The sequence below is a fragment of the Edaphocola flava genome (assembly GCF_004118155.1).
In the GTDB taxonomy this organism is placed as follows: Bacteria; Bacteroidota; Bacteroidia; order Chitinophagales; family Chitinophagaceae; genus Edaphocola; species Edaphocola flava.
Genome location: NZ_SAIQ01000001.1, coordinates 622,558 through 633,922, shown reverse-complemented (window position 1 = coordinate 633,922; position 11,365 = coordinate 622,558). Strand labels below are relative to the sequence as shown.

At 43.7% G+C, this 11,365-nt stretch carries 16 protein-coding genes; 6 read left to right on the top strand and 10 right to left on the bottom strand.

What is annotated here, in order from left to right:
- Nucleotides 1-8 precede the first annotated feature (8 nt).
- Complete coding sequence (locus EMP01_RS02820) at nucleotides 9-341, top strand: hypothetical protein (RefSeq protein ID WP_129019967.1); 333 nt, start codon at nucleotides 9-11, stop codon at nucleotides 339-341.
- Nucleotides 342-344: 3 nt separating this feature from the next.
- Here EMP01_RS02820 and EMP01_RS02815 read toward each other — a convergent pair whose 3' ends face one another.
- Both EMP01_RS02815 and EMP01_RS02810 read right to left on the bottom strand, forming a co-directional pair.
- The gene (locus tag EMP01_RS02815; protein WP_129019966.1) at nucleotides 345-1,442 is read right to left on the bottom strand and encodes a S1C family serine protease; all 1,098 of its coding nucleotides are present in this window, start codon (nucleotides 1,440-1,442) and stop codon (nucleotides 345-347) included.
- 11 nt (nucleotides 1,443-1,453) lie between these two features.
- The gene (locus EMP01_RS02810) at nucleotides 1,454-2,038 is read right to left on the bottom strand and encodes an RNA polymerase sigma factor (RefSeq protein WP_237559454.1); all 585 of its coding nucleotides are present in this window, start codon (nucleotides 2,036-2,038) and stop codon (nucleotides 1,454-1,456) included.
- A gap of 139 nt (nucleotides 2,039-2,177) precedes the next feature.
- On the opposite strand from EMP01_RS02810, the gene EMP01_RS15590 reads away from it, so the two are divergent.
- Nucleotides 2,178-2,657: a hypothetical protein gene (locus tag EMP01_RS15590; protein ID WP_202615978.1), complete on the top strand. Its 480-nt coding sequence runs from the start codon at nucleotides 2,178-2,180 to the stop codon at nucleotides 2,655-2,657.
- A gap of 97 nt (nucleotides 2,658-2,754) precedes the next feature.
- Nucleotides 2,755-3,783 carry a GHMP family kinase ATP-binding protein gene (locus EMP01_RS02800; RefSeq protein ID WP_129019965.1) on the top strand — a complete coding sequence of 343 codons (1,029 nt, stop codon included), beginning with the start codon at nucleotides 2,755-2,757 and terminating at the stop codon, nucleotides 3,781-3,783.
- Here the strand turns inward: EMP01_RS02800 and EMP01_RS02795 are convergent.
- On the bottom strand, nucleotides 3,770-4,462 hold the full coding sequence (locus EMP01_RS02795) for an ABC transporter ATP-binding protein (RefSeq protein WP_129019964.1): 693 nt from the start codon (nucleotides 4,460-4,462) through the stop codon (nucleotides 3,770-3,772). The genes EMP01_RS02800 and EMP01_RS02795 overlap by 14 nt on opposite strands.
- 183 nt (nucleotides 4,463-4,645) lie before the next feature.
- On the opposite strand from EMP01_RS02795, the gene EMP01_RS02790 reads away from it, so the two are divergent.
- A complete protein-coding gene (locus EMP01_RS02790; protein ID WP_129020625.1) occupies nucleotides 4,646-4,867 on the top strand; it encodes a DUF2795 domain-containing protein in 222 nt (73 codons plus the stop codon).
- A 106-nt stretch (nucleotides 4,868-4,973) separates the two neighbouring features.
- Here EMP01_RS02790 and EMP01_RS02785 read toward each other — a convergent pair whose 3' ends face one another.
- The 7 genes from EMP01_RS02785 to EMP01_RS02755 form a co-directional block, all read right to left on the bottom strand.
- Nucleotides 4,974-6,128 carry a 3-hydroxyacyl-CoA dehydrogenase NAD-binding domain-containing protein gene (locus EMP01_RS02785; RefSeq protein WP_202615977.1) on the bottom strand — a complete coding sequence of 385 codons (1,155 nt, stop codon included), beginning with the start codon at nucleotides 6,126-6,128 and terminating at the stop codon, nucleotides 4,974-4,976.
- A gap of 18 nt (nucleotides 6,129-6,146) precedes the next feature.
- Nucleotides 6,147-6,683 (bottom strand): dCTP deaminase, encoded by a 537-nt coding sequence (gene dcd, locus EMP01_RS02780; protein ID WP_129019963.1) that lies wholly within the window; start codon nucleotides 6,681-6,683, stop codon nucleotides 6,147-6,149.
- A 2-nt stretch (nucleotides 6,684-6,685) separates the two neighbouring features.
- A complete protein-coding gene (locus EMP01_RS02775; RefSeq protein ID WP_129019962.1) occupies nucleotides 6,686-7,210 on the bottom strand; it encodes a hypothetical protein in 525 nt (174 codons plus the stop codon).
- 27 nt (nucleotides 7,211-7,237) lie between these two features.
- Nucleotides 7,238-7,798, bottom strand: coding sequence for an aminoacyl-tRNA hydrolase (pth, locus tag EMP01_RS02770; protein ID WP_129019961.1), 561 nt, complete (start codon nucleotides 7,796-7,798; stop codon nucleotides 7,238-7,240).
- 144 nt (nucleotides 7,799-7,942) lie between these two features.
- Entirely contained in the window at nucleotides 7,943-8,704 is a 762-nt protein-coding gene (locus tag EMP01_RS02765) for a DUF4197 domain-containing protein (RefSeq protein WP_237559453.1), read from the bottom strand.
- Between the two features lie 72 nt (nucleotides 8,705-8,776).
- Entirely contained in the window at nucleotides 8,777-9,238 is a 462-nt protein-coding gene (gene bcp / locus EMP01_RS02760) for a thioredoxin-dependent thiol peroxidase (protein ID WP_129019959.1), read from the bottom strand.
- 94 nt (nucleotides 9,239-9,332) lie between these two features.
- Complete coding sequence (locus tag EMP01_RS02755) at nucleotides 9,333-9,731, bottom strand: single-stranded DNA-binding protein (RefSeq protein ID WP_129019958.1); 399 nt, start codon at nucleotides 9,729-9,731, stop codon at nucleotides 9,333-9,335.
- Nucleotides 9,732-9,894: 163 nt separating this feature from the next.
- Between EMP01_RS02755 and EMP01_RS02750 the strand changes: the two genes are divergently transcribed.
- Nucleotides 9,895-10,263, top strand: a complete 369-nt coding sequence (locus EMP01_RS02750; protein ID WP_129019957.1) for a hypothetical protein — start codon at nucleotides 9,895-9,897, stop codon at nucleotides 10,261-10,263.
- A gap of 20 nt (nucleotides 10,264-10,283) precedes the next feature.
- Nucleotides 10,284-11,363 (top strand): chorismate mutase, encoded by a 1,080-nt coding sequence (locus EMP01_RS02745; RefSeq protein ID WP_129019956.1) that lies wholly within the window; start codon nucleotides 10,284-10,286, stop codon nucleotides 11,361-11,363.
- Nucleotides 11,364-11,365: the final 2 nt, after the last annotated feature.

The following is an 11,365-nucleotide window of genomic DNA, read 5'->3' as shown; positions in this document are numbered from 1 at the left end:
GGCACAATATGAATCAGGAACAACAAAATAATGAACAGTGGAATGCGTCCAATAAACTAATATTGGACGCATTCGATTTAGAGCGCATACCGGAGATTACTTTGGAGGACTTCATCAATATGTTGTCAGGCAAAGTGCAGTATATGCTGGATCATAATACAGAGGAGCTTTTTTCAAAGCTGTACCGGCTCGATGTCGCAGAAGAGAAGATAAAAGAAGCCTTTGGCCATGAAAATATAGCACAAAAAATTGCCGCCCTTATTGTAGAGCGGCAACTGGAAAAAATGGATTCCCGTAAAAATTTCAAGACACCTAAGCCGGATGATGATCTGGCCTGGTAATCATTATTTGTAGACCCTCACGGCGCAGACATAATCTCTCAGTACCTTGATCTGGTCTGGTCTGCTGCTGCTTAAGCGATTTTTGGTATTCAGATTGATCTTCTGATCCTTGGTCAGGTTGTTCAGGTTATTGATCATAGCCAGCAATTCATTGGCATGCACCGCATAGGTTGTACCATTGGTATTGGTTTTCTTACCGGTAATGATACCTACTATATTCCCGTTGTTATCCAGGATAGGGGCACCACTCTGGCCCGGATTAGCCGTAATCTCCAGCTGGTAAGATGCTGTATCTCCGTTATAGCCGTGCTCACTGCTGATATAGCCTTCGTTATATACTACATTGTCCTGAGGGTAGCCGATACTGAAGATTTTTTGACCTAAAGCAGACGGATTTTTAGAGATCATATATGGTAATGCTTTACCGAACACAAAATCTTTATCCGTAATTTTCAGGATAGCCAGATCAGATTGCGGATTGGCAGTCAGGATATTGGCCCTGTAATAACTCCCATCATTCAACTGTACAAAAACAGAGTCCGCACCTTCCACAACATGATAATTGGTTGCAACCAGTCCGTCATTGGTAATGGCAAAGCCGGAACCGCTGTAATCTCCCGGGTAGTCGATATGGGTACCGCTACCTTTTTTGTTCATATTGCTGATAATCTGGTTCTGAGAATGTTTCAGAGACGCGATATCTTTCTGTAACTGTGTATATTGGTTTTGATCCTGGCGGTTATCTCTCGTAAAGGTATATGTCAGCAGAGACGAGAACAGCGCGATGACTGCAGCGGCAGACAAGGGCTTCCAGTAGCGGCGTAAGCGTGCAGAAAACGATGTTTTTATCTGCATAGCCGGAGCCGGAGTGCCGGCAGCCAGTTTTTTATGTTCCGCAGCAGCACGTTTCAGGCTTTCGCGGATGGCCGCAGCCGATTTCTTTTCTGACAGCAGTACCTGCAATTGCAGCGCCTGCTGAAAAGATGCATTTAACACCTTATCCTCATCCAGAGCAGTATGTAGTGCTTTGATCTCAGCTGTACTGAGATCTCCGTCCTTATATCGCTCAGCCCATTCCTCTATGTTTAATAAATGAATCATCTTCTTAAATATTATGTTGTCTTTCTAGACGAAAAAAATAGTTTTTTCAGCCGGTTCAGGCATTTGTACTTCTGTGTTTTGGCATTTTCTGCATTAGTATAGCCAAATTGCTTTGCTATATCCTGCATGTTCTTTTCCTCCAGGTAGAAAGCTTTCAGCAATCCGTTACAAGGCTCACCTAACTGACTCATTGCATTTTCCAGTAGCTGGAAGTTGACCTCTTTCTCCAGGTGGTGGGACACATCGTCATGGTATTGCGCCTCCATATCATTGTCTTCCTCATCTTCCATCTCCTGCAGGAACGATACCTGGCTGGAGGACTCCAGTTTTTTAAACCAGAGCCGCTTACATACTGCAAATAAGTACGTACTTAATTTACAGGTAAGGGCAAATTCCGGTTTTTGCGCCTTTTCATATAATACCATTAATCCTTCCTGGAAGATATCATATGCATCATTTTCAGCACCGCCCCTGGTCACGATCCATTTGGTCAGCATAGACTGATACAAACGGTATATTTCCCGGATAGCCTGGCTGTTGTTGCGGGATAATCCTTCTATCAGTTCGCTATCACTATAAATACTTGTTTTACTCACCAGCAATTGTTCTTTTATTCTGTAAATGATGCCTTCCCGCCTATGTTAGAATATATACTAATTACCTTTCGGCTATTCAGGAACATGTACAGGCCTGTTTAAACGTATGCTAAGTTAACTAATACTATTCATTTACTTAATGCTGAAATTGCCAAAAAGTAACCCAAAAAGCCGTTCAAAAAATATTTTTAAAAATTTTTCGAAAGTTGGGTTACCTTTTTTACTTTTGCGCATTAATATTCAAAATCACAATTTTAAAATTTTAAAAAACAAACAAATGAAATCATTAAAATTAGGCGTTTTCGCTATCGCTATGGGTTTATTCGCTGCATCTTGCGGTAACAACGAAGCTAACACTGACGCTACTGCAACTGCTGATTCAGCTGCTGCTGCTACTGAGCAAGCTGCTGCTGCTACTGAGCAAGCTGCAACTACTGTAGATTCTGCTGCTGCTGCAACTGCTAACGCTGCTGCTGCTACAACTGAAGCTGCTGGTACTAACGCTGCTAACGCTGCTGCTGCAACTACTGAAGCTGCTGCTAACGCAACTAAAGAAGCTGCTCACGAAGTTAAAGCTGGTGCTGAAAAAGCTGCTGAAGCTGCTAAAGCTGCAAAATAATTTAGTTAAAAAGCTAAAAACAAACAAAAGGTCGCTTCCTCCTGGAAGCGACTTGTTTTTTATATATATTTGTGGCTCAAAATTTGTAAGCGTTCACATGTTATATAGAAGCAAAGCTCCCTTGCGTATAGGCCTGGCCGGTGGTGGAACCGATGTAAGTCCGTATAGTGATCTCTATGGAGGTGCCATATTAAATACAACCATCTCCCTTTATGCCTATGCTTCTATAGAACCCATCGACGAGCCTGCAATTGTTATTGAAGCAGTAGACCGGGACGAATACAAAGAGTATTCCCTGGCCGATGCCTTACCCATTGATGGTTATCTAGATCTGGCTAAAGGTATTTATAACCGCATTGTAGCGACTTATGGACCGGTAAGCAGCGGGTTTCGCCTCACCACCTCTGTCGATGTACCGGCAGGTTCTGGTTTAGGTACCTCTTCTACTCTTGTGGTTGCGATATTAGGAGCATTTATTGAATGGCTTAAATTGCCGCTGGGCGAATACGAAATTGCCCGCCTGGCCTATAGCATCGAAAGAGAAGACCTTAAAATGTCCGGTGGTAAGCAAGACCAGTATGCCGCAACATTCGGAGGCTTCAATTATATGGAATTCTTTTCTGAGGATAAAGTAATCGTCAATCCTCTTCGGGTGCGTTCCAGTCATATACACGAACTCGAAAATAACCTTTTACTGTTTTATACTTCAACCAGCCGGGTGTCCGCAAAAATTATTGACGCACAAAGCAAAAATATTGCAGAGCGCAGAGCAGACTCCATCGAAGCCATGTCTCATCTGAAAGAGCAATCTATAATGATGAAAGAAGCCTTACTTATCGGGAATATTGATGCGATAGGGGAGATATTGCATTTCGGGTTTGAACATAAGAAACAAACTGCTAAAGACATTTCTAACTCACTCATAGATGAGATCTATGCAACGGCACTGGATGCCGGGGCTACCGGAGGCAAAATAAGCGGAGCCGGAGGTGGTGGATTTATGGTATTCTATTGTCCCGGCAATAGTAAGTATGCGGTGCAAAAAGCACTGGAGCGGTTCAAAGGACAATTTTATCCCTATCAGTTTGTAAAGAACGGACTTTTTACCTGGACTAATTCAAAGTAGTTTTCAGTGCAGTATCCATACTATCTGCGATAATGCGTCCATCTTTCATTGTTAGTACACGATCTGCCAGTGCAGCCAGTTGCTCATTGTGTGTAACTACGACAAAGGTAAGCTGGTAGCGTGCCTTAAGGTCGAGGAATAACTGGTTAACCGCTGCCGCAGTAGCCGTATCCAGGTTGCCTGTAGGCTCGTCTGCAAAGATCACTGCAGGTTTCTGTACAATGGCTCGTGCGATAGCCACTCTCTGTTGTTCCCCGCCGGAAAGCGCACTGGGCTTATGATCTACCCTTGCCGAAAGGCCCACTTGCTGCAATGCAATACGCGCTTCTTCCATTGCTTTTTCCTTTGCCATACCATTTATCCATAAAGGCATACTTACATTTTCCAGGGCTGTAAATTCCGGAAGTAAATGATGAGACTGAAACACAAAACCAATATTTTTATTGCGAAAAGCCGCTTGCTTACGGGAAGGCATGCGCTCTAAAGGCGTATCCAGTATAGATACAGAACCTGTGCCTGGATTGTCCAGCAGGCCCAGGATATGCAGCAGCGTACTTTTGCCCGCACCGGATGGACCAACTATGGCCACAAATGTTCCCTTCTCAATAGAGAGCGAAACATCCTTCAATACTTCCAGTGTTCCATAGCTTTTAGATAAATGCTGAGCCTGTAATAACATAATTCAGAATAAAAAGGTGATTATTAAGGAGTGTAAATGTAATACTATTATCCCGATTTGCCCTCCTGGCAAGGGTTTTGCTTTATAACTAAAATTTAATATTTCCGGATAAAAAACTTGCATTTTTTTATCAACTATATCTTACATTTGCCGAAATTAAAACTACAAGAAAATAATTATAATATGTTTTGGACTTTAGAATTAGCATCACATTTAGAAGATGCACCATGGCCTGCTACAAAAGACGAATTAATTGACTACGCAATCCGTTCTGGAGCCCCTCTGGAAGTGGTAGAGAACCTTCAGGAGTTAGAAGATGAAGGTGAACTTTACGAAGGAGTAGAAGATATATGGCCTGATTACCCGACCCAGGATGACTTCTTCTTTAATGAAGAAGAATATTAAGTAAGAATTTTTTCAGGAAGGCGCATAATGCGCCTTCTTTTATGCAAGATTATTGTATAAGAAAGCGGCGCTACAATATCGTAGCGCCGCTTTTTATTTAATATATTTAATTGAAGAATTTTCTTTTCTCCGCACCATATTTTCTTAATAAAGCACTTGCACGATAACGGTCATCGTGATAGGTATTATATAAAGCATCTAATCCCGCCAGAACGTAATCTGCACCCAGCTCATCGCACCATTGCAGCAGACCTTTAGGGTAGTTTACCCCTTTGGTCATAGCCAGATCCAGGTCGGCAGCCGTAGCAATGTTCAGGTATAAAGCTTCGACAGCTTCATTGATCAGCATAAACAGTATACGCTCAACAATAGCTTTTTGCTCCTTCTCAGATAAAGAACTGGTCAAAGCCGGTTCTCCCTGCTCGTAATTATAAAAACCTTTACCCGATTTGCGACCCAGCCAACCCGCTTCCAGCAGGCGTTTCTGCGCAAATGCCGGACGGTATTTAGGATCGTAATAGAATGACTGGAATACAGTTTCTGTAACGATATAGTTTACATCATGGCCGATATAATCAGTCAGCATGAATGGTCCCATTTTAAAACCACCCACCTGTGTCATTGCCAGGTCAATATCTTCTTTGGTCGCAAGTCCTTCTTCCATAATGCGGATCGCCTCTCCATAGAAAGGGCGTGCCACACGATTCACAATAAAGCCCGGAGTATCTTTGGTCAGCACCGGTACTTTTTTCCATTGCAGCATTAGCTCTTTGATCTCATCAGCCAGGCCTTCACGGGTCTGTATAGCAGGAATGATTTCTACCAGGGCCATTACCGGCGCAGGATTAAAGAAGTGGATACCAATCACCCTTTCCGATTTTGTACAAGCCGCTGCAATAGAGGCAATAGAGAGGGAAGAGGTGTTGGATGCCAGGATACAGCTATCCTGTACCAGTGCTTCCAGCTGCGCAAATACAGCTTTCTTTATATCCAGGTTTTCAATGATTGCTTCAATGATCAGGCCGCTGTCTTTAAGCGCAGCCAGATCGCTGGAATAAGTATACTGAGCCAGTAAAGCCTGTGCATCAGCTATCTTACCTTTCTCTGCAAGTTTTTGCAGTGTTTTTTCTGTCGATTGTCTGGCTTTGTCCAATGCCGCAGCATTGTTATCATAAACCACAACTGTATGTCCTGCCATTGCAGCTACCTGGGCAATACCATTACCCATGGCTCCGCAACCGACGATTCCAATATTCATCATTATATAACTATATAAAAATTAAAAGCTGTTTTTCCACATCATACTTTCTACCGGGCGTATCGTACGTTCGGTATACTTGGCATTTTGTTTTTTATTGTACAGGTGCTCTACCTCGCCGTCTACCGGGAAGTAGATCAGCTGACCGATCGGCATGCCGGCATAGATCCGCACCGGATGCACACAGGAAATTTCCAAGGTCCAGGTATTACAAAAACCAACATCACCTTTACCCGCGGTAGCATGAATGTCAATACCCAGGCGGCCTGTAGAGGATTTTCCTTCGAGGAATGGCACATGCTCATGCGTTTCGGTATACTCCTGCGTTACCCCCAGGTATAATACACCCGGTTGCAATACATAACCATCTTCCGGTATTTCGAAATGGGTGATCTCATTATGAGCCTTCGCATCCAGGATCGCATCTTTGTATACGGCTAAATATTTACCCAGATGCACATCATAAGAATTACTGCCAAGGTAGCTTCTGTCATAAGGATCGATAACAATCGTTCCTTTTTCAATCTCAGCTAAGATTTTTTTATCTGATAAGATCATGTTTATGAGTTGGTAGGAGTAGAAAATTGTAAACGTGGGGCCAGCCAGCTATCCTGCAGCGGTTGCAGCCATTGCTCCAGCATCTCCTTCTTGCTGGATACCAGGTTGTTGAACAGTAATGTGTCCTGTTGTATATAACCCTTATCCAGTGCATATTGTACCTGGTTCATCGGCAGCACCTCGGCTTTGCCTTTTACCAGGAAGGTAATTGAAAGGCGATCAAACAGGTTGCATTCGTACTGGCGCTCGATGCTCTTGATCACTCTTACAGAACTATCAGTACTGCAGCCGCTTACTTTCTCCTGCGTTTCATCAGCCATCAGTACAACAAAACGACCGAACAATAATTTACCCCAGCCTTTAACTGGTGCGCCGTGCGCATTCCACTGGCTGATAAAATGCAGTAATTGTTCATTGATCTCCAATTCCTGCTGTTCATTAAATGGTCGGGTACTCTGATAGATCCATACACGCGAACTGTCATCAAAATCCTGAGGAATAATAGATGCGATAGTATTCTGATTCATCTTACAAAGGTACTATTTTGAATGAGATTATTTATTATAAGTATTCATGGTACGAGCCATACCCATAGCGGCAAAGCTCTCAATAATATCGATTGAGGTAAGCACTTTTTCATGGATGATTGGCATTTCATCGGGCTTCCATTTACCCAGTACAAAATCGACTTGCTTGCCTTTTGGGAAATTATTGCCGATACCGAAGCGTAAACGCGGATAATTGGTCGTGCCTAAGGTTGCCTGTATATCGCGCAGCCCGTTATGGCCGGCATCACTACCGCTGGGGCGCAGGCGTAGCGCCTCCAGAGGAAGCGCCAGGTCATCAACGATAACCAGGACATTTTCCAGTGCAATTTTTTCTTTATCCATCCAGTACTTAAGGGCCTTACCACTCAGGTTCATATAAGTTGTCGGTTTGATCACGACAAATTGTTTACCCTTCCATTTTACATTAGCCACAAAAGCCAGCCGATCCTGTTCAAATTTACCCCCGTGTTTGATCACGAAGGCATCCGCTACATCAAAACCGATATTGTGCCTGGTCGCATCATATTCATAACCGATATTGCCCAGGCCAACGATTAAGTATTTCATGGCTGCAAAATTAATATAAATAGGCATTGAATAAACAATTTCATAAATGCGTAATGTTTATCTGCGTATTTGCTTCATTTATGCCTTTATAATCAAAAAAGCGACATGCAGGGCATATCGCTTTTGACTATAAAATGAATTTTCTTATTTCCTTCCGAACACCTGTTTCAACAGGCTGGTTACCTGTGCAGCAGGGTCTGTACGGATCTTGGTTTCTTCCTGAGCAATGCTGTAGAACATACCGTCCATTGCTTTTTGTACCACATAGCTACTCAGGTCTGGATTAACCTTGCGGCTCACCAGCGGTAACTGGTTATAAGTAGTGAATACCGTTTTCCAGATATTGGTTGCACCAACCTTTTGCAGGGAACTCTGAATGATTGGTCTGAACGCTTGTGTAAGTGCATCAGAAGTCCTCAGTTTCAGGTAATTGGTCGCCGCATTGTTGCCACCGGTCAGGATACCGATACCATCCTGCAAAGACATAGTTGTAATGGCATTGACGAAAATAGGAGCAGCCTGTTTGGATGCATCCTCCGCAGCGCGGTTCATCGACAGGATCGCTTTATCTACCAAGGCGCCCATACCCACAGAACGCAGGGTCCTTTCTACCTGCTGTACCTCAGGCGGCATCAGGATTTTTACAGCAGCATTTTTAAAGAAACCATCTGTAACCGATAATTTACCGGCAGCATTATTGGCTCCTATCCGCAAGGCTTCTTTGAGGCCACTTACAACCTGTGCATTGCTCAGGTTGCCGGCGCTGTTCGTGCCGGAAGTATTTTGCTGGTTTTTATTGCCAAACAGGGAGTTGAGCAGTTCATTGGCATTCTGTGCCTTTGCCTGCACACCTGTTGCAAATAAAGAAGCGATCAAAAGTCCGCCTTTCAGGATATTTTTCATCATAATGTATATTTTTCGGATGTTAAGGCAGCGATGCCAAACAATAGTACTAAGATAATAAAATTCGGCAGAAGTTTAATTCAGCGCCCAGGTATCCAGGATCTGCTGTGCATGATCCTTACTTTTTACCTTATCGATAATGTGTTCGATAATACCTTTCTCGTTAATTAAGAAGGTAGTACGCACCGTACCCATATATTCCCTGCCCATAAACTTTTTCAGCTGCCAGACCTGATAAGCCTCTACCATATGGTGATCTTCGTCAGACAGGATAGGGAAGTTTAACTGGAACTTATCCGAAAATTTCTGGTGACTTTTGGTCGCGTCAATGCTTACGCCGAGAATGGTAATCCCCTTATCTTTTAAGGTATTGAAGTTGTCTCTCAGGTTACAGGCCTGTGTAGTACAGGTTGGTGTATTATCCTTCGGATAAAAATAAATAGCCAGTTTCTTTCCTTTATAATCCTTTAACTGGTGCTCCTGGCCATATTGGTCAATTGCTTTGAAATCGGGAGCTTTATCTCCTGCTTGTAGCATAAATAAGACAATGTTTGTCTTGCAAAAATATGCGATTAAAGACAAACCGTTTGTCTTTAATCGCATATTAAGGTGTTAAGGTGCAGGTTTTATTTTAGAAAGGCAGATGCTCTTCTGCTACAAAGCTTTCCTCAGCCTGCTCAGGCCACTGTTGATCGTTCTTCTTATCCAGAAGCATGTAATTACCGGCCCTTATTTCGGTAATATATTGTGCCTGTCCTGAGGCATTGACATAGCTGCGGCTGGTAATCTTACCCTCAATCAGTATCATAGCCCCTTTAAATATTTGCTGTTCTGCTTTGGCCGCCAGTTTGTCCCAGAGTACGATCTGGTGCCAGGTAGTTTCATGCTGCCATTCTCCTTTCCTGTTTTTGTACCGGTCATTCGTTGCCAGGCGTACACGGGCTACAGTAATACCATTGTCCAGGGTTTTAGTCTCCGGGTCTGCTCCTGCATAACCGATTAATCTTACGCTGTTGTTTAAGCTGTTCATCTGAATAAAATTTAAAATGAATAATGAAATTTGTTTGCTATTTTGTGTTACTTGCTGATACAAAGATGCAGACGGGTAGCGGCCTGAACCGGTATTTAAGTGCTTATGTACTGGTATAATTGTTTGTAACCGTTTGTTGTCGTCTAAAACCGAATTGAAACCTATGGAAACCAAAGAAAAGCGTTGCCTGGACTGCTCCAGGCAACTAAAAGGCCGTACAGATAAAAAATTCTGTGATGATGCTTGCCGTAACCATTTTAATAACCGGCAAAACAGTGATCAGAACAATTTTGTCCGAAATATTAACAATATACTGCGCAAGAATAGGCGAATTTTGCAGCAGTTGATGGAAACAGGAGAACCGACGGTTAAAGTACGTCGGGAAACCTTGCTACAGCATGGTTTTCAAACCCGTTATCATACCCATCAGCACCAGACGCAGAAAGGCCATGTATACCAGTTCTGTTACGAATACGGATACCTGTCGCTGGAGTCAGACTGGGTGCTGATCGTAAAAAGGGATAAGCCCTGAACTATATTAAGAGAAATCACATGAGTGCAGAAACAATAAAGCAGATTTTAGATAAACGACCCCTGATCATTTCCGGCCCTTGCAGTGCCGAAACGCGTGAACAGGTATTGGCTACAGCAGAGGCATTAAAACAGACGGGTAGAGTAGATATATTACGTGCCGGTATCTGGAAACCCCGGACAAGACCGGGCAGTTTCGAAGGAGTAGGATCAGTTGGGCTGAGCTGGCTACAGGAAGCCAAAGATCAGACAGGCTTGCCCCTGGCTGTAGAAGTGGCCAATGCCCGGCAGACAGAAGAGGCACTCAAAGCCGGAATCGACGTGCTCTGGATCGGTGCCCGCACGACTGTAAACCCCTTCAGTGTACAGGAAGTCGCAGACGTATTGTATGGTGTAGATGTACCGGTATATATCAAGAACCCGGTGAATGCAGATGTGGAACTCTGGCTTGGAGCCTATGAGCGCATGCAGAAAACGGGAGATAAGGCGATTGGTCTGATACATCGTGGGTTTTCGCATTATGGCAATACCGTATACCGCAATGCACCCATGTGGCATCTGGCACTGGAAATGAAACGCAGATGCAGTGATGTACCTTTTATTATTGACCCCTCACATATCTGCGGTAATCGCCACCTGCTGCAGGAAACCATTCAAAAAGCAATGGACCTGCGCTATGACGGGGTTATGATAGAATCCCATATCAACCCCGATGCTGCCTGGAGCGATGCCCGTCAGCAGGTAACCCCCAATAATCTGGTGCATATTCTGGATCAGATTATCTGGAGGCAGGAAGAAATGCCCACGGAAGAGTTGCACACCCTGATGCAGAAATACCGCACGCAGATCAACCAGTTGGATAATGAAATCATCGAACTGCTGGCCAGCCGGATGCAGCTGGTACAGGAGATCGGTAAATATAAAAAAGAGAATGATGTCACGATTCTGCAGGTAAGCCGCTGGAAGGAAATACTGGACCGTTTATGTGCCAAAGGTGCCGCCCTGGGATTAAGCGAAGAATTCATCATTCAGTATTTCGATGCCATACACCTGGAGAGCATTAAGCAACAGGATATGGTCATGAATCAGAAAAAAGATTAATC

Excerpts from the sequence above, each read along its gene's own strand:
- EMP01_RS02820 (WP_129019967.1), top strand. The coding sequence starts at position 9 with ATGAATCAGGAACAACAAAATAATGAACAGTGGAATGCGTCCAATAAA.
- EMP01_RS02815 (WP_129019966.1), bottom strand. The coding sequence starts at position 1,442 with ATGATTCATTTATTAAACATAGAGGAATGGGCTGAGCGATATAAGGAC.
- EMP01_RS15590 (WP_202615978.1), top strand. The coding sequence starts at position 2,178 with ATGCTGAAATTGCCAAAAAGTAACCCAAAAAGCCGTTCAAAAAATATT.
- EMP01_RS02800 (WP_129019965.1), top strand. The coding sequence starts at position 2,755 with ATGTTATATAGAAGCAAAGCTCCCTTGCGTATAGGCCTGGCCGGTGGT.
- EMP01_RS02795 (WP_129019964.1), bottom strand. The coding sequence starts at position 4,462 with ATGTTATTACAGGCTCAGCATTTATCTAAAAGCTATGGAACACTGGAA.
- EMP01_RS02790 (WP_129020625.1), top strand. The coding sequence starts at position 4,646 with ATGTTTTGGACTTTAGAATTAGCATCACATTTAGAAGATGCACCATGG.
- EMP01_RS02785 (WP_202615977.1), bottom strand. The coding sequence starts at position 6,128 with ATGATGAATATTGGAATCGTCGGTTGCGGAGCCATGGGTAATGGTATT.
- dcd (WP_129019963.1), bottom strand. The coding sequence starts at position 6,683 with ATGATCTTATCAGATAAAAAAATCTTAGCTGAGATTGAAAAAGGAACG.
- EMP01_RS02775 (WP_129019962.1), bottom strand. The coding sequence starts at position 7,210 with ATGAATCAGAATACTATCGCATCTATTATTCCTCAGGATTTTGATGAC.
- pth (WP_129019961.1), bottom strand. The coding sequence starts at position 7,798 with ATGAAATACTTAATCGTTGGCCTGGGCAATATCGGTTATGAATATGAT.
- EMP01_RS02765 (WP_237559453.1), bottom strand. The coding sequence starts at position 8,704 with ATGATGAAAAATATCCTGAAAGGCGGACTTTTGATCGCTTCTTTATTT.
- bcp (WP_129019959.1), bottom strand. The coding sequence starts at position 9,238 with ATGCTACAAGCAGGAGATAAAGCTCCCGATTTCAAAGCAATTGACCAA.
- EMP01_RS02755 (WP_129019958.1), bottom strand. The coding sequence starts at position 9,731 with ATGAACAGCTTAAACAACAGCGTAAGATTAATCGGTTATGCAGGAGCA.
- EMP01_RS02750 (WP_129019957.1), top strand. The coding sequence starts at position 9,895 with ATGGAAACCAAAGAAAAGCGTTGCCTGGACTGCTCCAGGCAACTAAAA.
- EMP01_RS02745 (WP_129019956.1), top strand. The coding sequence starts at position 10,284 with ATGAGTGCAGAAACAATAAAGCAGATTTTAGATAAACGACCCCTGATC.